Origin of the sequence: Isoptericola nanjingensis (assembly GCF_050311635.1) — a bacterium.
In the GTDB taxonomy this organism is placed as follows: domain Bacteria; phylum Actinomycetota; class Actinomycetes; order Actinomycetales; family Cellulomonadaceae; genus Isoptericola; species Isoptericola nanjingensis.
Genome location: NZ_JBNOZL010000006.1, coordinates 352,863 through 372,214, shown reverse-complemented (window position 1 = coordinate 372,214; position 19,352 = coordinate 352,863). Strand labels below are relative to the sequence as shown.

General features: G+C 74.6%; 16 protein-coding genes. 3 read left to right on the top strand and 13 right to left on the bottom strand.

From position 1 onward, the window contains the following. Positions 1-47: 47 nt before the first annotated feature. Positions 48-2,114, top strand: coding sequence for a bifunctional aldolase/short-chain dehydrogenase (locus ACQP6G_RS14250; RefSeq protein WP_429765132.1), 2,067 nt, complete (start codon positions 48-50; stop codon positions 2,112-2,114). Continuing rightward, complete coding sequence (locus ACQP6G_RS14245) at positions 2,111-3,556, top strand: rhamnulokinase (protein WP_429765130.1); 1,446 nt, start codon at positions 2,111-2,113, stop codon at positions 3,554-3,556. The genes ACQP6G_RS14250 and ACQP6G_RS14245 overlap by 4 nt, the downstream gene beginning before the upstream one ends. On the opposite strand, the gene ACQP6G_RS14240 is transcribed toward ACQP6G_RS14245, so the two are convergent. The 13 genes from ACQP6G_RS14240 to ACQP6G_RS14180 form a co-directional block, all read right to left on the bottom strand. Beyond that, positions 3,541-4,089 (bottom strand): ATP-binding protein, encoded by a 549-nt coding sequence (locus ACQP6G_RS14240; RefSeq protein WP_429765129.1) that lies wholly within the window; start codon positions 4,087-4,089, stop codon positions 3,541-3,543. The genes ACQP6G_RS14245 and ACQP6G_RS14240 overlap by 16 nt on opposite strands. A 185-nt stretch (positions 4,090-4,274) precedes the next feature. Next, positions 4,275-6,317, bottom strand: coding sequence for a pectinesterase family protein (locus tag ACQP6G_RS14235; RefSeq protein ID WP_429765127.1), 2,043 nt, complete (start codon positions 6,315-6,317; stop codon positions 4,275-4,277). A gap of 19 nt (positions 6,318-6,336) precedes the next feature. After that, positions 6,337-7,812 carry a pectate lyase family protein gene (locus tag ACQP6G_RS14230; protein ID WP_429765126.1) on the bottom strand — a complete coding sequence of 492 codons (1,476 nt, stop codon included), beginning with the start codon at positions 7,810-7,812 and terminating at the stop codon, positions 6,337-6,339. A 369-nt stretch (positions 7,813-8,181) separates the two neighbouring features. Beyond that, positions 8,182-8,940: a glycosyltransferase family 2 protein gene (locus ACQP6G_RS14225; protein WP_429765124.1), complete on the bottom strand. Its 759-nt coding sequence runs from the start codon at positions 8,938-8,940 to the stop codon at positions 8,182-8,184. Beyond that, the gene (locus tag ACQP6G_RS14220) at positions 8,937-9,548 is read right to left on the bottom strand and encodes a DUF2238 domain-containing protein (RefSeq protein WP_429765123.1); all 612 of its coding nucleotides are present in this window, start codon (positions 9,546-9,548) and stop codon (positions 8,937-8,939) included. Before ACQP6G_RS14220 ends, ACQP6G_RS14225 begins: the two co-directional genes overlap by 4 nt. 70 nt (positions 9,549-9,618) lie before the next feature. Beyond that, on the bottom strand, positions 9,619-11,586 hold the full coding sequence (locus ACQP6G_RS14215) for a DUF6807 family protein (RefSeq protein WP_429765121.1): 1,968 nt from the start codon (positions 11,584-11,586) through the stop codon (positions 9,619-9,621). Continuing rightward, positions 11,586-13,115: a glycoside hydrolase family 43 protein gene (locus ACQP6G_RS14210; RefSeq protein WP_429765119.1), complete on the bottom strand. Its 1,530-nt coding sequence runs from the start codon at positions 13,113-13,115 to the stop codon at positions 11,586-11,588. The genes ACQP6G_RS14215 and ACQP6G_RS14210 overlap by 1 nt, the downstream gene beginning before the upstream one ends. 139 nt (positions 13,116-13,254) lie before the next feature. After that, positions 13,255-13,731 carry an HAAS signaling domain-containing protein gene (locus tag ACQP6G_RS14205; protein WP_429765118.1) on the bottom strand — a complete coding sequence of 159 codons (477 nt, stop codon included), beginning with the start codon at positions 13,729-13,731 and terminating at the stop codon, positions 13,255-13,257. Continuing rightward, complete coding sequence (locus ACQP6G_RS14200) at positions 13,731-14,066, bottom strand: PadR family transcriptional regulator (protein ID WP_429765116.1); 336 nt, start codon at positions 14,064-14,066, stop codon at positions 13,731-13,733. The genes ACQP6G_RS14205 and ACQP6G_RS14200 overlap by 1 nt, the downstream gene beginning before the upstream one ends. A 70-nt stretch (positions 14,067-14,136) precedes the next feature. Beyond that, on the bottom strand, positions 14,137-14,568 hold the full coding sequence (locus ACQP6G_RS14195; protein ID WP_429765115.1) for a hypothetical protein: 432 nt from the start codon (positions 14,566-14,568) through the stop codon (positions 14,137-14,139). Between the two features lie 250 nt (positions 14,569-14,818). Further along, positions 14,819-15,745 (bottom strand): sugar phosphate isomerase/epimerase family protein, encoded by a 927-nt coding sequence (locus ACQP6G_RS14190; RefSeq protein ID WP_429765114.1) that lies wholly within the window; start codon positions 15,743-15,745, stop codon positions 14,819-14,821. After that, positions 15,742-16,935, bottom strand: coding sequence for a dihydrodipicolinate synthase family protein (locus ACQP6G_RS14185; protein WP_429765203.1), 1,194 nt, complete (start codon positions 16,933-16,935; stop codon positions 15,742-15,744). Before ACQP6G_RS14185 ends, ACQP6G_RS14190 begins: the two co-directional genes overlap by 4 nt. 56 nt (positions 16,936-16,991) lie before the next feature. Beyond that, entirely contained in the window at positions 16,992-18,128 is a 1,137-nt protein-coding gene (locus tag ACQP6G_RS14180) for a Gfo/Idh/MocA family protein (RefSeq protein ID WP_429765201.1), read from the bottom strand. A 245-nt stretch (positions 18,129-18,373) separates the two neighbouring features. Between ACQP6G_RS14180 and ACQP6G_RS14175 the strand changes: the two genes are divergently transcribed. Beyond that, positions 18,374-19,303, top strand: a complete 930-nt coding sequence (locus ACQP6G_RS14175) for a sugar phosphate isomerase/epimerase family protein (RefSeq protein ID WP_429765112.1) — start codon at positions 18,374-18,376, stop codon at positions 19,301-19,303. Positions 19,304-19,352: the final 49 nt, after the last annotated feature.

Here is a 19,352-nt window from a genome sequence, read left to right as displayed (position 1 = left end):
GCACCCACCCCCGTCCGTCGGCCGACGGACCGACCACCGGAGCACCGATGACGAAGCAGACCGTCAACCCGACCGTGGAGGCCCTCGTCGCGCGGTCGAACCGCCTGGGCGCCGACCCGCGCAACACGAACTACGCCGGCGGCAACACGTCCGCCAAGGGGATCGAGAAGGACCCGGTCACCGGGCAGGACGTCGAGCTGCTGTGGGTCAAGGGCTCCGGGGGCGATCTCGGCACCCTCACCGCGAAGGGCCTCGCCGTCCTGCGGCTGGACCGCCTGCGCGCCCTCACCGAGGTGTACCCGGGCGTGGAGCGCGAGGACGAGATGGTCGCCGCGTTCGACTACTGCCTGCACGGCAAGGGCGGCGCCGCCCCCAGCATCGACACGGCCATGCACGGCCTGGTCGACGCCGCGCACGTGGACCACCTGCACCCGGACGCCGGCATCGCGATCGCGACCGCCGTCGACGGCCCGGAGCTGACGCAGAAGATCTTCGGCGGCAAGGTCGTGTGGGTGCCGTGGCGCCGCCCCGGCTTCCAGCTCGGCCTCGACATCGCGGAGATCAAGGCCGCCCACCCGGACGCGATCGGCACGGTGCTCGGCGGGCACGGCATCACGGCCTGGGGCGAGACGGCCGAGGAGTCCGAGGCGAACTCGCTGTGGATCATCGAGACCGCCGCCGCGTACATCGCCGAGCACGGTGCGCCGGAGCCCTTCGGCCCGGCCCTCGACGGCTACGGGGCGCTGCCCGACGCCGAGCGCCGCGCCAAGGCCGCCGCGCTCGCCCCGCACCTGCGCGCCGTCGCGTCGCACGACAAGCCGCAGGTGGGCCACTTCACCGACGCGGACGTCGTGCTCGACTTCCTGGCGAGCGCCGAGCACGCGCGCCTCGCGGAGCTCGGCACCAGCTGCCCCGACCACTTCCTGCGCACCAAGGTGAAGCCGCTGGTCGTCGACCTGCCGGCCACCGCGACCGTCGAGGAGATCGTGGAGCGCCTGCCCGAGCTGCACGAGGCGTACCGCGCCGACTACACCGCGTACTACGAGCGCGGCGCCGCCGAGGCCCGTGCCCGCGGCGAGGAGCCGCCCGCCATGCGCGGCGCGGACCCGGCGATCGTCCTCGTGCCCGGCGTGGGCATGTTCTCGTACGGCGCGGACAAGCAGACCGCGCGCGTGGCGGGGGAGTTCTACGTCAACGCCGTCAACGTGATGCGCGGCGCGGAGGCCCTGTCCACGTACGCCCCGATCGACGAGTCGGAGAAGTTCCGCATCGAGTACTGGGCCCTCGAGGAGGCGAAGCTCCAGCGCAAGCCGAAGCCGAAGCCGCTCGCGTCCCGCATCGCGTTCGTGACCGGCGCGGCATCCGGCATCGGCAAGGCCATCGCGACCCGCCTCGCGGCGGAGGGTGCGTGCGTCGTCGTCGCCGACCTGGACCTCGCCAAGGCGCAGGCCTCCGCGGCCGAGCTGGGCTCGACGGACGTCGCCGTCGGGCTGGCGGCGAACGTCGCCGACGAGGCCGCCGTGCAGGCCGCGCTCGCCGAGGCCGTCCTCGCCTTCGGCGGCGTCGACATCGTCGTGAACAACGCCGGCCTGTCGCTGAGCAAGTCGCTGTTCGACACCACCGAGGCGGACTGGGACCTGCAGCACGACGTCATGGCCAAGGGCTCGTTCCTCGTGGCCAAGAACGCCGCGCGCATCCTCGTGGACCAGAAGCTCGGCGGCGACATCGTCTACATCTCGTCGAAGAACTCCGTGTTCGCGGGCCCGAACAACATCGCGTACTCGGCCACCAAGGCCGACCAGGCGCACCAGGTGCGCCTGCTGGCCGCCGAGCTCGGCGAGCACGGCATCAAGGTCAACGGCATCAACCCGGACGGCGTCGTGCGCGGCTCGGGCATCTTCGCCTCCGGGTGGGGCGCCAACCGCGCCAAGACGTACGGCATCGAGGAGCAGGACCTGGGCAGGTTCTACGCCCAGCGCACGCTGCTCAAGCGCGAGGTGCTGCCCGAGCACGTCGCCAACGCCGTCTATGCGCTGTGCACGTCCGACTTCTCGCACACCACCGGCCTGCACGTGCCCGTCGACGCCGGCGTGGCTCAGGCGTTCCTGCGGTGACGGGCACGACCCTCTCGACGGCGGCGGGCACCCTCGCCGCCGTCGACCTGGGCGCCACCAGCGGGCGCGTCATCCTGGGGCACCTGGGCGGGCGCGAAGGGCTGCGGCTGCAGCACGTCGCCAGGTTCCCCAACGACCCGGTCCGTACGCCCGACGGCCTGCACTGGAACCTGCTGGAGCTGTACCGCCAGGTGCTCGACGGCCTGGCCGTGGCCGAGCGCGAGGCGCCGGGGGAGATCCTCGGCGTCGGGATCGACTCGTGGGCCGTGGACTACGGCCTGCTGCGCGGCGGCCGGCTGCTCGGCGTGCCGTACCACTACCGGGACGCGCGCACGGCGGACGGCGTGGAGCGCGTGCACGCACGCGTGGACGCCGCGGCGCTGTACGCGCGCAACGGGCTGCAGCACCTGCCGTTCAACACGGTGTTCCAGCTCGCCACGGAGGGGCCGCTGCTCGACCTCGCCGACCGGCTGCTGCTGGTGCCCGACCTGCTCGCCCACTGGCTCACCGGGGCCGAGGTCGCGGAGCGCACCAACGCCTCCACGACCGGTCTGCTCGACGCGCGCACGGGGGAGTGGGACACGGGACTCGCCGACCTCGTCGGGATCCCGGCCGGGATCCTGCCGCCCCTCGTCGACCCGGGGGGGTCGCTCGGGGCCCTGCGCCCCGACGTCGCGCAGCTGGTCGGCCGGGCGCTCGAGGTCACGGCCGTCGGCTCGCACGACACGGCCTCCGCCGTCGTCGCCGTCCCCGCCACCGACCGGGACGTCGCCTACGTCTCGTGCGGCACCTGGGGGCTGGTCGGCCTCGAGCTCGACGCGCCGGTGCTCTCCGAGGACGCCCGCCTCGCCGGCTTCACCAACGAGGGCGGCGTCGACGGCCGCACGCGCTTCCTGCACAACGTCATGGGGCTGTGGCTGCTCAGCGAGTCGATCCGCACCTGGGAGCGCGAGTCCACCGCGGCCCAGCGCTCCAGCACGCTGCAGGAACTGCTGGCCGAGGCGGCGCACGTCACCGCGCCGGTGGCGGTCTTCGACGTCGACGACCCGCGCTTCCTGCCGCCAGGCGACATCCCCGGCCGCATCGCCGACTGGTGCCGCGAGCACGACCAGCCGGTGCCCGCCACGCGCGGGGAGTACGTGCGCAGCATCGTCGAGAGCCTCGCGCAGGCGTTCGCGGACGCCGTCACGACGGCGGCGAGGCTCGCGGGGCGCACCGTGTCGACCATCCACGTGGTCGGTGGCGGCGCGCAGAACACGCTCCTGTGCCAGGCGACGGCGGACCGCTCGGGGCTGCCCGTGGTGGCCGGGCCCGTCGAGGCCACCGCCATCGGGAACCTGCTGGTGCAGGCCCGCGCCCGCGGCCTGGTGGACGGCGGCCTGGAGGACCTGCGCGCGCTCGTCGCCGCGGCGTTCACGCCCGAGCGCTACGCGCCGCGGTAGGCCCCGTCCGACGCCGCGCCCGCCGACGGGCCATGGCTCGCCAGGTGGTGCGGCGCCGGGCCCGCGGGCGCGGCGACGGGCGCCCGGTCCGAGGTCGTGAACCGGGCCCACACGTGCTTCTCGCCGCGGTCCGTGCAGTACCAGCCGACGCGGTCGGCGATCGTCTCGGCCAGGCGCAGGCCGTGGCCCCCCTCGCCCGGCTCGCGGTCGTGCGGGACGACGGGCGGCGCGTCGGGGCTGCGGTCGACGACGTCGACCACGGCGACGTGCCCGTCGCACAGGAGCCGGGCGACGACCGGCGGCCGCGCGTGCTCCAGGGCGTTCGCGACGAGCTCGCTCGCCACCAGCACCATGCGCTGGCGCCCGGAGAGCGCGCCGAGGTCGCCGGAGCTGGCGGTCATGGCCGCGGGGCAGTCGCAGGGCAGCCGGTCCTCGAACTCCGCGCGCACCTCGGCGAGGTCGTCGACGGAGCGCACGGTCCACGACCCGACCACGTCGAGCTGCCCGACGGGGACGGCCTCGACGGGCGTCACCGGCGCACGTCCGGAACCATGCAGCAGCCTCCTGTGGCCACGGGGGATGGGTGCCTTCCGAGGGCCGCTGGGGCGGCCTGAACCGTCGTCGACACTACTGCCCCGAGGCCGCCCCCGCGCGCGCTGTGACGAACGTCGTGGTGAGCGCGGCCCACGCCCGCTGACCGCGCTCACCACGCGTCAGGTCAGCGCCAGGGCGCCCAGCCGTCGTCGCCGGACAGGTACGCCTCACGGGTGTGCGCGGCGGCCTCGTCGGCCGTGAGCTGCGGCCGTCCGTCGACGGCCCCGCCGGCGGGCGCGGCGCCCGGACCGGCGTTGCGGTACTCCCGCATGAAGTCGTCGCGCCACGACCAGCCGCTCATGTCCGACCAGGCGGGCGTGCCGACGTGCGCGCCCAGCCACGAGTCGCGGACGACGACCGACGGGTCGACGAGCGGGTTGCTGCTGGGGTGCCACGGGCGGCCGAGGAACACGGTGCCCGCCGCGGCGTCCGACGTGAACCGGGTGCCGGTGAACAGGAAGCCCCTGCCGCCCGGCACGGTCGCCGGTGCGGCCACGTACCCGTTGTTCGTCGCGGACCCGCGGTCGAGCGAGCGGATCTCCGAGTCCTCGACGACGAGGGTGCCGCCGCCGTAGACGAAGTCGACGTCGCCCTCGATGTACGAGCCGGTGACCCAGGTGCGCGCCGCCGTGGCGCCGGAGCCCGGGTCGGCCAGGTAGGTGTCCTGGTTGCCGAGCAGCCGCACGCCGTCGAGCACGGTGCGGTCGCCCGACGTCCGCAGCGCGAGCGCCTGGCTGCCGCCGTTCGCGGCCTCGTCGTAGGCGTTCTCGACGGTGAGGTCGCGCAGCGTGACGTCGTCGGCCAGCACGGACAGCACCGGCGAGCCGGTGTGCCCGAACGTGCCGCCGTAGAACTTGGCCTGGCCGGCGGCGAGGTCGTAGGTGAGCACCACGTCCTCCGGGTCGCCGGTGGCGCCGCGGATCGTGATCCCGTCGGCGCCGGGCCAGACCCGCACGACCTCGCGGTAGACGCCCGGCTCGACGACGACGTCCACCGGGTGCGGCGACCGCGACGCCGCGCCCACCGCGGCACCGATCGACGCGTAGTCGCCGGTGCCGTCGAGCGCCACCGTGACCGTGCGGCGCACCTTCTCCGGCGCGCCGAGGGTGCCCGCGCCGTCCGTGACGATGCGCGTGACGTCGGCGACGGCGTCCGGCGTGTACGCGTACCGCGCGGCCGGGTCGAACGTCGGGCCGGTGTCGTCCTTGCGCCCGCGGACGGTCGTGAACCGGTTGTCGCGCGAGTCGACCTTCGACGCCGGGTCCTTGGCGACGATCGCGTCCTCGCCGTTCGAGTACACGCTCGACTCGACGACGAGCTGCGACGCGCCGCGCGACATGGTGCCGTACTGCGCCTGCCCGTCGAACCAGTTGTTGTAGAGGTGGCCGGCGGCGACGTTGTCGATGCTCGCGTTGCGCTGGTAGGTGTTCGAGAACCGGTTGTGGTGCATCGTGATCTCGGTGACCACGTTGTCGGTCCAGCCCACGCCCACCGTCTTGTTGTGGTCGTGCAGGTAGTTCCACGACAGCGTGACCGCCGTGGAGTCCTTGCGGACGTCGATCAGCCCGTCGCCCAGGCGGGTCAGCTCGTTGTGGTCGATCCACACGTGGCTGGAGGTGTCGACACGGATGCCGTCGTTGTCGTTGTCGGCGCTCTTGCCGTCCCAGTCGCCCGGCACGTACGAGTCGCGGAAGCGCAGGTTGCGCACGACGACGTTCTCCACGTGGTCGAGCCGCAGCCCGACGCCCACCAGCTCGGCTCCGGACGCGAACCCGACGATCGTCTTGTCGCTCGCCACGTCGATCATCGAGCCGAACTCGGCCGGCTCGATGGTGCCCTTGACGTAGATCGTCAGGGGTCCGTCGGATGCCGCGGCCTCGGCGAGCGCGGCCGCGTCGCGGACGGTGACGGAGCCCCCGCCCGCGCCGCCGGTCGTGCCGTGCGGCAGGTCGTCGGTGGGAGTGGAGGCGAAGCCCGTCGCGACGGGCGACCAGACGGGCCCGTCGGCCGTCGTCGTCGCGGGCGCGCCGATGCGCTCGAGGACGGCGGCGCCTGCCGCGGCCGGGTCGACGTCGGAGGGCGCCGCCTGCGCGGCGGGGGCGAGCAGGGTCAGGGCCAGCACCGGGGCGCCGAGCAGCGCGGCGGTGCGGGTGGTCGTGAGTCTCATCGTTGCTCCTCGGTCCGGGTCAGGAGTGGCGGGGGTCGTCGGTGGAGAGTCCGCCGCCCACCAGGGGGACGTCGTCCAGCACGGTGCCGGCGGCGGCGTCGCGCAGGGCGAGGGTCTCCCTCGGGCCGCCGGCCTCGGCGTCGTAGGCGTTCTCGAGCGTGAGGTCGCGCAGGGTGACGCCGTCGGCGAGGACGGTCGCGGTGGCCCAGTCGCTCGCGGGCTTGTCGTAGGTCACGACGACGTCGGCGGGGTCGCCCGTCGCGCCGCGGATCGTGAGCCCCTCGGCGCCCGGCCAGACGGTGAGCACCTCGCGGTACGTGCCCGGTCCGACGACGATCTCGACCGGCCGGGGCGACCGCGACGCCGCGCCCACGGCGGCCTGGATCGAGAGGTAGTCGCCGGTGCCGTCCTGCGCCACCGTGACCTGCCGGCCGAGCCGGTCGTCGCGGGTGGTGCGGGTGCCGGCGTACCGGCTCAGCAGCGGCACGACGTCCTCGACGGGATCGGCTTCGTAGTCGTAGAGGTCGGACGCCTCGAACGTGGGCCCGGTCTCGGCCGGCTTCTCGCCCCAGTTCCCGCGGAACAGGTTGTCGCGCTGGTGGAGCCTGGCGGCGTCGCCGCTGAGGATGAGCGGGTTGCGGGCGTTCTCGTAGACGCTCGACTCCACGAGCAGCTGGGAGCCGCCGCGCGACGTCGTGCCGTACGAGCTCACCCCGGACAGCCAGTTGTTGTACAGGTGGCCGAGCGCCACGTTGTCGATGCTGCCGTTGCGCTGGTGCACGTTCGAGAACCGGTTGTGGTGCAGCGTCAGCGTGGTCACCACGTTGTCCGTCCACCCGACGCCGAGGGTCTTGTTGTGGTCGTGGAAGAAGTTCCACGACGCCGTCACCGCGGTGGAGTCCTTGCGGACGTCGAGCTGGCCGTCGCCGAGCCGCGCGAACTCGTTGTGGTCCACCCAGACGTGGTCCGACGTGTCGATGCGGATGCCGTCGTTGTCGTTGTCCGCGCTCTTGCCGTCCCAGTCGGCCGCGACGTACGAGTCGCGGAACGTCAGGTTGCGGATGATGACGTTCTCGACCTCCAGCAGCCGCAGCCCGCCGCCGACGAGCTCGCCGCCCGCCGCCGCGCCGACGATCGTCTTGTCGCTCGCCACGTCGATCATCGAGCCGAACGGCTCCACGTCGAGGGTGCCCTGCACGAGGATCGTCAGCGGCTCCTCGGCCGCGGCCGCCTCGGCCAGCGCCGCGGCGTCGCGCACGGTGACGGTCCGCCCGCCCGCGCCGCCGGTGGTGCCGTCGGGGAGCTCGTCGGTCGGCACAGACGCGAAGCCCGTGGCGGTGGGGGACCACACGGGCCCGTCCGCGGAGGTCGTGGGCGGGGCGCCGATGCGGTGCAGCAGCGCTCGGCCGGCGGCCTCGGCGTCCGTGCCCGACGTCGCGTGCGCCACCGGGGCGAGCAACGTCAGGCCCAGGACCGGGGCGGCGAGGGCCGCCACGGCGCGGCGGGCCCGTGGTCGCGGGCGGCGGGAGCGAGGGGAGGGGGTGCGGTGCGGTGTGGGTCGATGGTCCGCGCTGAAGGGCATCGTCGCGCCTCTCGTGAGACTCGGGCCGGGTGGCCCTCGGGTCGGGACGAGCGGGGCGGCGGCCGGGGGCCCGTCGACGACGGCGGGGTGCCCGTGGTGCCTGTCGTTGCTGGTCGTGCTGCTCGTGGTGCGGCCGACGTCGGTGTCGGTCTTCCCGTGCCCGTCGCGCTCTGCGACCGGAAACGCCTCAGAAACCGGTTTCTCACAACGTAGCCCAGGACGGACGCCCGCGTCAATAGTTCAGCCGCCGATATCAATCGGAGGCGGCGGAGGGCGGAGCCGTCAGGCGGCGATGCCGAGCCTGTCCCGCCAGCGCTCCCACGGCGGGGCGACCGCCCAGTTCAGCCGCAGGGTGCGCACGGCCCGCACCAGGCGTCGACGGCGGGCGTACCGCAGCGACCGGGCGGACACGCCGACGCGGAGCCGGCGGTCCCGGACGATCCGACGGCGGGGCCCGAGGGCGAACGCGAGGTCCAGGTCGTCGTGGATCTCCGGGTCGACCCGTTCGACCTGGTCGCGCACGTCCCGCCAGGTGCTGCGACGGAACGCCATGCAGGAGCCCCACAAGGCCGTGTGACCGAGCGCCATCCGGGTGCTGGCGTAGTACGCGGAGAGGTACAGCGCGCACGCCCAGCGGCCGCCCCGCAGGTCGGTGAACGTCCCCGTCCCGGTCACGGCGTCGGCCGCGGGGTCGTCGGCCAGGTGCTGGGCGACGGCGCGCACCCAGCCGGGCGCGGGCTGCGAGTCGGCGTCGAGGCGCGCCACGATCTCGCCCCGGGCCGCGTCGTACCCCGCCGCCGCGGCGGCGGGGATGCCGACCCGCGGCTCGTGGACCACGACCGCCCCCGCGCGTCGGGCGACGTCGGCGGTCTCGTCCGTCGAGGCGTTGTCCACCACGACGACCTCGAGCGGGGCGAGGGTCTGCGCCGCGAGCAGCGCCAGGCACCGCTCGAGCGCGGCGGCGTCGTCGCGGGCAGGGATGACGACCGAGACCGTGGGGAGCGGCCGTCCCGAGAACCGGGCACCCCGCGCCCCCGTCACGGGAGCCCCCGTGCCGGAGTCCGGGCGGCAGCCCGGGCGACGAGCCACGCCGCCGCGGCGCTGCCCACGAGCGCCGCCGCGAGGTCGCCGACGGTGTCCGGGTACGTCACGTGGATGCTGTCGTCGACGAACGTGTGCCCCACCGCCTCGAGCAGCTCCCAGACGACGGCGAGCAGCGCGCCGAGGCCGACGGTCGTCAGGGCTGCCGTCGCGCGGGGGCGGACGGGAGGCGTCGCGAGGCCGTCCCGGGTCAGGACCTGGTGGGCCAGGGCAGCGAGCGCACCGGTCGCGACGGCGTGCACGAGCAGGTCCAGGCCCGCGACCCGCTCGTAGAGACCGGCCACGGCGCACCATGCGGCGGCGAGCACGGCGGTCCCGCACGCGACGTCGAGCCACGCGGCGGCGCCGGACGCGCGGGGCACCATCGATCCGCCCAGGACGAGGGCGAACAGCGCGACCGCGACCCAGTCCGACGTCGCGGCGGCGGCCAGGACGCTCACCAGCGCCGCGACGCGGACCGCGTCGCCCAGCACGATGCCCCACGTCGGCCGCCCCGGCGAGGGGCTCCAGGCCGTCCTGGCGCGCGTGGTCCATGGTGCCGGCGTCACGTGGCCAGCCTAGGCAGCGATGGCGGAAGCCCACCCGCCGAGGAGGCGGGAGGGCCTCGGCCGCCACCCCTCAGGACAGCCGGGCGGCGCCCACCCGTCCCACCGCGAGGTCGGCGACGTCGCCGGCCCCGGTGATGTCGAGGCGCCGGTCGACGACGGCCGCCACGACGTCGACCTCGAGCGACGACCCCGCCGGCACCGTGCGGACCGTGTCCCAGGCGAGCGCCGGGCCCAGCCCGACGTAGTCGCCGACGCGGGCGAACCACGGGTCGGGCTCCCCGGACGCCTGGGCCAGCACGAGGGTGGTCCAGGCCGGCCCGGTGCGCCGCACGACGGCCACCCACGGGCTGCGCGAGCCGTGCACATCGCCGCCGCGGTCGGGACTCAGCGCGAAGGCCTCGTCGCCGGACGGGAGCCGCCAGAACCAGCCGCCGTACCCGGCGCCGGGCCGGCCGTTGGTCGCCGGGCTGCCGATCTCGAGGTCGGCGTCGCCGGCGAGCAGGCTGCCGTGCCAGCCGAGCGCCCAGGCGTCGACCTCCGGCAGCACGACGGCGGTGAGCCGCCGCTCCTCGGTCAGCTGCACGCCGCCACGCTCGTCCAGCCAGCGCACCTGCTGGGTCAGGGTGGCGCCGTCGTCGGTCACCTCCGTACGCCCGGCCTCCTGGCGGCCGTGGTTCGCGAGCAGCGTCGGCCCCTGGTCGCGCACGTACGTGCGCCCGCCCCAGTGGCTGGTGCCGTCCACGTCGGCCACCGCCATCGAGACGCCGTAGTGGTGGCGGTGGTCCAGCGGGCTCTTCGTCGTCATCGCGACGCCCTGCGCCGAGTGCACCGGGTGCAGGAACGGCCGCGGGCTGTGCACCCCGGGCATCCCCTCGCCCCGCGAGTAGCGGCTGAGGGGGCGGTCGTCGCCGACGCCGAGCACCCAGTCGTCGTCGACGGGCCGCCACCGCGCCCGGACGGTGTGGTCGCGGGCGTGCGCGCGCCCCGCGAGGTCCGCCGACGTCACCCCGAGCCGGCGCGCGGGCGGTACCGGCCCGGTGCTGCCCCGCACCACCAGCCCCGGGGTCACGTGCACGGCGATGCCCTCCGCGCCGAGCCGCGTGCGTTCGGTGCCGAGCACGCGGGCATGCAGCAGCTCCCAGGCGCGACGGCCGAGGTCGGCCTGCGGCACGGCGGCCGTGGTCAGCGACGGCGTCGCGTAGCGGGCGAGCTCGATGTCGTCGAAGCCGCCGATGGAGATGTCTCCCGGCACCGCCACGCCGGCCTCGTTGAGCCGCGCGAGGAGGCCGAACGCGACCAGGTCGTTGAACGCGACGACGCCCGTCGCCCCGGTGGCCAGCACCGCGTCCGCCGCGCGGTACCCGGCGTCCACGGTGGGGCCGCACGGCACGGTCGTGACGCGCAGCCCCGGGTGCCGTTCGCGGGCGTCGTCGAGGGCGCGGGCGCGCAGCCCGTTCGACGCGCTCGAGCGCGGGCCGGCGACGTACGCGAGCTCGCGGTGCCCAAGCGCGACCAGGTGGTCCACCATGCTGCGCACGCCGGCCGCGTAGTCCACGCGCACGCTCGGCACGGTGAGGCCGGGCACGTGCCGGTTGACCACGACGACCGGCTCCAGGCGCGGGAGCAGCTCGAGCAGCGCGTCCTCGGACGTGCGCGGCGCGGCGAGCACCAGCGCGTCGCACCGCTGCCGCGCCTCGAGCGCGACCTCGGCCTCGTCGGCCGTGTTCTCGGCGGTGTCGGCCACCAGGACGCGGTAGTCGTGCGGCGCGGCCGCCGCCATCGTGCCGCGCAGGATCTGCTGGAACATCGGGTTGGCGAGGTCCGGCACGACCAGCGCCACGGAGTTGGTGCGACCCAGGGACAGGCTGCGCGCCACCCGGCTGGGCTGGTAGCGCAGGTCCTTCGCGGCGACGCGCACCCGCTCGGCGATGTCCCGGGCGACGCTGGCCCGGCCGTTCATCACCCGCGAGACGGTGGCCCGCGACACGCCTGCGGCGGCCGCCACCTCGTCGATCGTCGGGCCGCCCGAGCGGGCCATCAGGCGTCCTTCCCGGCCACGGTGACGCGCACCGGGCCGAAGGTGCCGCCGTCGCCCGGCCGCAGGTCCGCCCCGAGCGGGGCGCTCGCGAACAGGCCGACCTCCGCACCGATCCAGTGCCCGACGACGGCCTGCCACGGGGGCGCGGCCTCGTGCCACTCCGCGTCGTCGTCCCCGGGCGGGGCGTCGTCGCGCCAGGCCCAGGTGACGCGGCCCTCGGCGTCGACGGCGGTGCGCAGGACGACGCCCGTCGCGCCCGCGGCCACGGGCTCCTGCGCGAGGATCTCCTCGTCTCCGTAGGTGCCGCCGCGCCGCACCGTCACCTCGACGCCGCCGGGCGTGCGCACCAGCCCGGCCCAGGCGTACTCGCGGCCGAGGACGACGACGCCCGCCCGGGTACCGGGCGCGTCGCCCACGAGCCCGACCCGGGTCTCCCACGTGCTCGGCTGCCCCGGCAGCTGCTGGCTCAGGACGGCGCCCTGGTCGCGGAGGTTGCCCCGGGGCGAGGGCTGCGCGGGCAGGCGCAGCGCGCCGCCGCCGTCGGCCACGGCCCAGCCCTCGGCGGGGTTCGCCTGCCAGTGCCAGCGCGGTGCGAGGCCCGGGGAGGCGAAGTCGTCGCTGCGCACCGGCTCTCCGGGCTCGGCGCCCGGCACCGGCGTCGGGTGCGTGAGCACCGGGGAGCCCTTCTCGCCCATGACCGGCCAGCCGTCGTCGTCCCACCGCATCGGCTGCAGGTGCACCACGCGGCCGAAGACGCCGCGGTCCTGGAAGTGCAGGAACCAGTCGGCGCCGTCCGGGGTGTCCACCCAGGCGCCCTGGTGCGGGCCGTTGACCGGGGTGTCGCCCTGCGCCAGCACCACGCGGTGCTCGTACGGGCCCCACACCGACCGCGCGCGGAACGCCGTCTGCCAGCCGGTCGCGACGCCGCCCGCGGGGGCGAAGATCCAGTACCAGCCGTCGCGGTGGTACAGCTTGGGACCCTCGAGCGTGCGGAAGCCCGGCAGCTCGTCGCCGTCGACCACGGTGCGCGCCGGCCCGACGACGCGGCGCAGGCCCGGGTCCACCTCGACCACCGTGAGGCGGTTCTTCACACCGGCTCGGCTCTTGGCCCAGCCGTGCACGAGGTAGGCGCGGCCGTCGTCGTCCCACAGCGGGCAGGGATCGATGAGGCCCTGGCCCGGCACCAGGCACCAGGGCTCCGACCACGGGCCGCGCGGGTCGGCGGCCGTGAGGACGAAGATCCCGTGGTCCGGGTCGGGGTAGACGATCCAGAACAGGCCGTCGTGGTGGCGCAGGCTGGGTGCCCACACCCCCGAGCCGTGGCGGGGGAGCGCGTAGTGACCCGCGGGCGGCACGGCGGGCAGCGCGTTCGCCACGTGCTCCCAGGACACGAGGTCGCGCGAGTGCAGCACGGGCAGCCCGGGGGCGCGGTTGAAGCTGGACGCGATCAGCCAGTAGTCGTCCCCGACGCGCACCGCGTCGGGGTCCGGCCAGTCCGCGTCGAGGACCGGGTTGCTGTAGTGGGTCATGGTCGCCTTCCGTCACGTCGCTGGGACAGTCGGCGAGAAACCGTGAGAAACCGGTTCCCGCCGTGCTGTGCCCAGCCTAGCAACCGGTTTCCGCCGGAGGGAACGCCCGGTCGCGTCGAAACGGTGCGGCGGCGGCCCTTCAGCCGGCCAGCACGTGCGACACGTAGAGGGCCGCGGCGCCGACGAACGAGACCGTGCCGACGGCGAGCGCCAGCGTCTGCACGCGGCGGTTGCCGACGCCGGCGCGGAGCCGGACGACCGCCCAGATCACGGCGGCGGCGGCCACGAGCGGGACCACGAAGAGCGCCAGGGACGCGACGGCGAGGACGACCAGCCAGACGTCCGCGGCGGGCGTGGCGGCGGGGGCCGCCGGCGCGGCGGCCGCGGGCGCGGCCGGGGTCGACGCGGCGGCGATGGCGTCCACCGGGCCCAGCTCGTCCAGCACGCGCCGGGCGCCGGCATCGTCCGACCCGTGCAGCGCGAGCGACTCCGCCGCGTGCTCGCGCACCGCGGCGAGGGTCTCGGCGCGCTCGCGCGGCTCGCTCGCCGCCAGCGCGTGCTCGAGGTCGGCGAGGTACGCCTCGACGAGCGGGGGGAATGCGGGTGCTGCGGTCATCAGGGCTCCAGGGTCGTGCGGACGTCGGCGGTGAACCGGGACCAGGTGGCGGTGAAGGTCTCGAGCGCCGCCCGCCCCTCGGTCGTGAGCTCGTAGTACCGGCGCGGCGGGCCCATCGGGGACGCGACCTGCGTCGTCGTGACCCAGCCCTGCTGGCGCAGCCGCGAGAGCAGCGGGTACAGCGTGCCCTCGCTGGTCAGCAGGGTGCTCGTGGCGCCGAGGTGCTCGGCGAGCTCGAGGCCGTAGGCCGGCCCCGATTGCAGGCAGGCCAGGACGCAGTACTCCACGACCCCTTTGCGGAGCTGGGTGAGGACCACGTCGGAGCTCGGTACCATGCGACACAAGGTAGCACTCCCTTGCGTCGCAAGGTAGTGGTCGCCGGGGTCCGACGACGGCCCGCCCCCGTCAGCCCGCCGCGCTGCGCACCAGGGCGGTGAGCTTCTCCTCGAACGCGGGGGTCCAGGCCAGCACCGCGAAGGCGGTCGGCCAGAAGTCGCCGTCGTCGAGCTGCGCCGCGGGGTCGAAGCCGACGGTCGCGTAGCGGGTCTTGAACTTCGCGGCGGGCTGCACGAAGACGACCATCTTGCCGGCGGCGTCCGCGAAGCCGGGCATGCCGTAGTACGTCTTGGGCACGAGGTGGGGCGCGACCTCGGTGGCGACCCGGTACAGCCCCTCGGCGATGTCCCGGTCGGTGCCCTCGAGCGGCTCGATCGCCTCGCGCACCGCCTGCTCGCCCGCGGCACGGTTCTTGCCGGCCTTCTCCTGCTCGCGCAGCTCCTTGGCACGCTGCTTCACTGCCGCGCGCTCGTCGGCGCTCAGACCCTCGGACGTGGCCATGACGTTCCTCCCGGTCGGTGGGGCGGCACCGTCGTGCGCCGCTGAGGACCAGGCTAGGGAGACACCTCGCCGCCGTGCTTCTCCGTTCCTGATCAGTACGGGACCGGTGCGGGACCGGTGCGCGACACGGGCCCGCGCACGACGACGCCCCGCCGCCCGGGGAGGCGACGGGGCGTCGTGCGGCGGGCCGGCGTCGGCGACAGACCCGCACCGGGGTGTCAAGGCCCGGTGTGCTGGAGGGCGGTCGGCCCTACAGGTGCGGCAGCACGTGCCGCGCGTACCGCTCGCCGACCGTGCGGGCGGTGTCGCGGGGGTCGTCGGCCCAGATCTCCTCGTTGAAGATCTCGGTCTCGACGTCCCCGGCGTAGCCCGCCTCGGCGACCCAGCGCGAGATCGTCGGGAAGTCGACGTACCCGTCGCCCACGTGGCCGCGCGAGTGGAGCGGGTCGGCGGCGAGCGGCAGGTTCCAGTCGCAGACCTGGTAGCCCGCGATCCGCCCCTCCGCCCCGGCCCGCGCGATCGACTCGCGCAGCTGCGGGTCCCACCACACGTGGTACGTGTCGACGACGACGCCCACGGTCTCCGGTGCGAACGGCGCCGCGAGGTCGAGCGCCTGCCCCAGGGTGGAGATCACCGCGCGGTCGGCGGCGAACATCGGGTGCAGCGCCTCGAGCACGATCCGCACGTCGTGCTCGGCCGCGAACGGCGCGAGCTCGGCGATCCGGTCGGCCACGCGGGCGCGGGCGGCGACGACGTCGCGGTCGCCCGGCCCTGCGTCGGGCCGCGGGCCCCGACCGGGCTCGCTGAGGGCGGGCAGGCCGCCGACGACGAACACCAGCTCGCGGGTGCCGACGCCCGCCGTCTCCTCGATGGCGCGCTTGTTGTCGTCGAGCGCGGCGGCGATGCCCGCCGCGTCCGCTGCCGTGAGGAACCCGCCGCGGCACAGGGACGAGACGCGCAGGCCGGCGTCCGACACGATGCGCGCCGCCTTCTCCGCGCCGTGCTCCTGCACCTGGTGGCGCCACAGGCCGACGGCGCCGAGCCCGGCCGCGGCCGCGGCATCGACCGCTTCCGCGAGCGTGGCGTGCTTGACCGTCGCGGTGTTGAGGGAGCAGCGGCTCAGGTCGGTGTCGGACGCGTGGCGTACCCCCGTGGGCTCCGTGCCCGACAGGCTCATGCGGTCACCCCGGTCGTCACCAGCAGGGCGTCCAGACGGCGGGCGGCCAGCGCCGGGTCGAGCAGCATGCCGCAGCCGTCGGCGAGACGGGCCAGCTCCACGAGGTGCGCCAGCGAGCGGCCCGACTGCAGCCCGCCCACGAGCTGGAAGCCGGACTGGAAGCCGTTCAGCCACGACAGGAACGCCACGCCCGTCTTGTAGTAGTAGGTCGGCGCCGCGAAGATGTGCCGGCCCAGCTTCTCGGTCGAGGCGAGGATCGCGTGACCGCGTGCGCCCTCTCCCGCGTCGAACGCCTGGAGGGCCGTGGACGCGGCCGGGTAGATCGCGGCGAAGATGCCGAGCAGGGCGTCGGAGTGCCCTTGCTCGTCGCCGGCGATCAGCTCGGGGTAGTTGAAGTCGTCGCCGGTGTACAGCCGCACGGGGGAGCCGTCGAGACCGGCCAGCGCCCGGCGCAGGCCGATCTCGTGCTGTGCGTCGAGCAGCGACACCTTGACGCCGTCGACCCGGTCCTGGTGGGCCTTGACGAGGTCGAGGAACGTGGCGGTCGCGGACGTGACGTCGTCGGACCCCCAGTAGCCCGCCAGGGCCGGGTCGAACATCGTGCCCAGCCAGTGCAGGACGACGGGCTTGTCGGCCTCGGCCAGCACGGCGTCGTAGACGCGGGCGTAGTCCTCGGGGGAGCGGGCGACCTTCGCCAGCGCGCGCGAGGCCATGACGATGACCTGCGCCCCGGCGTCCTGCACCACGTGCACCTGCTCGCGGTAGGCGTCGATCACCGCGGCGAGGCCCGCCTCGCCGGGCTCGACCGACGCGGGGTCGAGCTGGTCGGTGCCCGCGCCGCACGCGATGCGCGCGCCGACGGACGCGGCCTCGGCCGACGATCGGCGCACCAGCTCCTGCGTCGCGGCCCAGTCCAGACCCATCCCGCGCTGGGCGGTGTCCATGGCGTCGGCGACGCCGAGCCCGAACCGCCAGATCTCGTGCCGGTAGGCGAGCGTCGCGTCCCAGTCGACGACGGCGGGCGCGCCCGGCACGTTCTCCGCGCCGACCTGCGGCACGACGTGCGCGGCCGCGAACGCGACGCGCGACGTGATCGGCGCGGCCGGGGCGTGCCACGGGCCCGGCGCGTTGAGCTCGCGCACCTCGGTGCCGGTGGCGCGTCCCGCGGCGTCGAACCGCGGGAGGCGCACGGTGACGCCGCTGGGCGCCAGCTCGGGGGCGAGCGCGGGGTTGAGCGTCTGCGTCGTCACAGCGTGATCTCCGGGACGTCGAGGCGGCGGCCCTCGGCCGACGACCGCAGCCCCAGCTCGGCGAGCTGCACGCCGCGCGCGGCGGACAGCAGGTCGAAGCGGTGCGGCCGGCCGGCGACGACGTCGCGCAGGAACTCCTCCCACTGCAGCTTGAAGCCGTTGTCGAGGTCGGCGTTCGCGGGCACCTCGAGCCACTGGTCGCGGAAGGGCTCCGTGACGGGCAGGTCCGGGTTCCACACGGGCTTGGGGGTGTGGGCGCGCTGCTGCGCGACGCACTTGCGCAGGCCCGCCACGGCGGAGCCGTGGGTGCCGTCGATCTGGAACTCCACGAGCTCGTCGCGGTACACGCGCACCGCCCAGGAGGAGTTGATCTGCGCCACGACCGGGTCGCCGCCCGGCGTCTCGATCTCGAAGATGCCGTACGCGGCGTCGTCGGCCGTGGCGGCGTACTCCTTGCCCTGCTCGTCCCAGCGGGTGGGGATGTGGGTGGTGGTCTGCGCGTTGACGGTCTTGACCGCGCCGAGGATGCCCTCGAGGACGTAGTTCCAGTGGCAGAACATGTCCGTGGTCATGCCGCCGCCGTCCTCCTTGCGGTAGTTCCACGACGGGCGCTGGGCGGCCTGGTGCTCGCCCTCGAACACCCAGTAGCCGAACTCGCCGCGCAGCGACAGGATGCGGCCGAAGAAGCCCTCGTCCACGAGACGGCGCAGCTTGACCAGGCCCGGCAGGTACAGCTTGTCGTGCACGACGCCGGCGGTGACGCCGGTCTCCTCGCGCAGGCGGGCGAGCTCGACGGCCTCGACCAGCGTCTCGGCGGTCGGCTTCTCCGTGTACACGTGCTTGCCGGCCTGCATCGCCTTGGTGAGGGTCTTGGCGCGCAGCGACGTCATCGAGGCGTCGAACACGATGTCCGTGGCCGGGTCGGCGACGATCCCGTCGAGGTCGGTCGTGTACTCCGTGACCCCGTGCTGCGCGGCCAGCTCGGCGAGCTTGGACTCGTTGCGGCCCACGAGGACGGGCTCCACCTGCACGCGCGAGCCGTCGGGCAGCTCGACGCCGCCCTGATCGCGGATCGGCAGGATCGAGCGCACGAGGTGCTGGCGGTAGCCCATGCGGCCCGTGACGCCGTTCATCGCGATGCGCAGCGTGCGCGTGGGTGTGGTGCTCACTCGGGACTCCTTCGTCGGTGCGTCTCGGCGGTGGCTGCGACGCGATGGCGGAATGCGCTTTCCATCAAGTTAGGCGCTGCTGCTGCTGCCCGTCAAGCAGGAGCTCGGGCCGGCTCGGCGCGCGGCGGGTGAAGACCGAGCCGGTTGACACTCCGAAGCCCTCCGTGTTTCCTATAGGAAACACGATTCCACGATCGACGGAGATCTCCTTGCGCACTGCGGACACCTGGCCCATCGCCGCCAACATGCTGTCCTTCGGCTCCACCGCGGCCGACGGCACCCCCAACGTCGACGCCCCCGCCGAGTCCTGGCGCGGGCAGCTCCAGCAGGTCGCCGACCTGGGGTTCGCGGACGTCGACCCCACCGACGCGTGGCTGTCGATCGGGGAGATGACCGACGCCCGGTTCGCCGAGCTGCTCGTCGTGCTCAAGGAGGTCGGCCTCGCCGTCCCGTCCGTGTCGACGACACGCCGCAGCGTCGTCGACGCCGCCCGCGGGGAGGACTACCTGCGCTTCGGGCACACGATCATCGACCGCGCACCGGCGCTCGGCGCCGAGGTCGTGAACTTCGGCTTCATGCAGGCGCTCACTCCGGCGCAGGAGAAGGCGCTCTGGTTCTGGCTGGCCGAGGGGCACCACGACGACCTCGCCGACGCCGAGAACCGGGACCTGGCCGTGCGGCGCATCCGCGAGCTCGCCGACCACGCGGCCGAGGTGGGGGTGCAGGTCAGCCTCGAGATGTACGAGGACACCTACATCGGCACGCCGGACCTGGCCGTGCGCTTCCTCGAGGACGTCGACCGCGACAACGTGGGCCTCAACCCCGACCTCGGCAACCTCGTGCGGCTGCACCGCGAGATCGAGGACATCCCGACGATGTTCGCGAAGGTGCTGCCGCACACGAACTTCTGGCACATCAAGAACTACACGCGCGACGTGGACCTGGCGACGGGCGCGTACGCGACCCACCCGACCCCGCTGGTGCAGGGCGTCGTCAACTACCGCGTGATGATCCGGCAGGCGCTCGAGCTCGGCTTCGAGGGCGTGTTCGTCTGCGAGCACTACGGGTCGGACAGCCTCGGCATCGCGGCGCTCAACCGCGAGTACATCCGCGGCGTCCTGCGCTCCGCGGGGCGCTGAGCAGGTCCCTCCGGCGCCACGCGCCGCCCCACCCCCGTCACCGCACGAG

Coding starts and splice junctions, on each gene's coding strand:
- ACQP6G_RS14250 (WP_429765132.1), top strand. CDS start 48: ATGACGAAGCAGACCGTCAACCCGACCGTGGAGGCCCTCGTCGCGCGG.
- ACQP6G_RS14235 (WP_429765127.1), bottom strand. CDS start 6,317: ATGAGACTCACGACCACCCGCACCGCCGCGCTGCTCGGCGCCCCGGTG.
- ACQP6G_RS14215 (WP_429765121.1), bottom strand. CDS start 11,586: ATGGCCCGCTCGGGCGGCCCGACGATCGACGAGGTGGCGGCCGCCGCA.
- ACQP6G_RS14210 (WP_429765119.1), bottom strand. CDS start 13,115: ATGACCCACTACAGCAACCCGGTCCTCGACGCGGACTGGCCGGACCCC.
- ACQP6G_RS14205 (WP_429765118.1), bottom strand. CDS start 13,731: ATGACCGCAGCACCCGCATTCCCCCCGCTCGTCGAGGCGTACCTCGCC.
- ACQP6G_RS14200 (WP_429765116.1), bottom strand. CDS start 14,066: ATGGTACCGAGCTCCGACGTGGTCCTCACCCAGCTCCGCAAAGGGGTC.
- ACQP6G_RS14195 (WP_429765115.1), bottom strand. CDS start 14,568: ATGGCCACGTCCGAGGGTCTGAGCGCCGACGAGCGCGCGGCAGTGAAG.
- ACQP6G_RS14190 (WP_429765114.1), bottom strand. CDS start 15,745: ATGAGCCTGTCGGGCACGGAGCCCACGGGGGTACGCCACGCGTCCGAC.
- ACQP6G_RS14180 (WP_429765201.1), bottom strand. CDS start 18,128: ATGAACGGCGTCACGGGCCGCATGGGCTACCGCCAGCACCTCGTGCGC.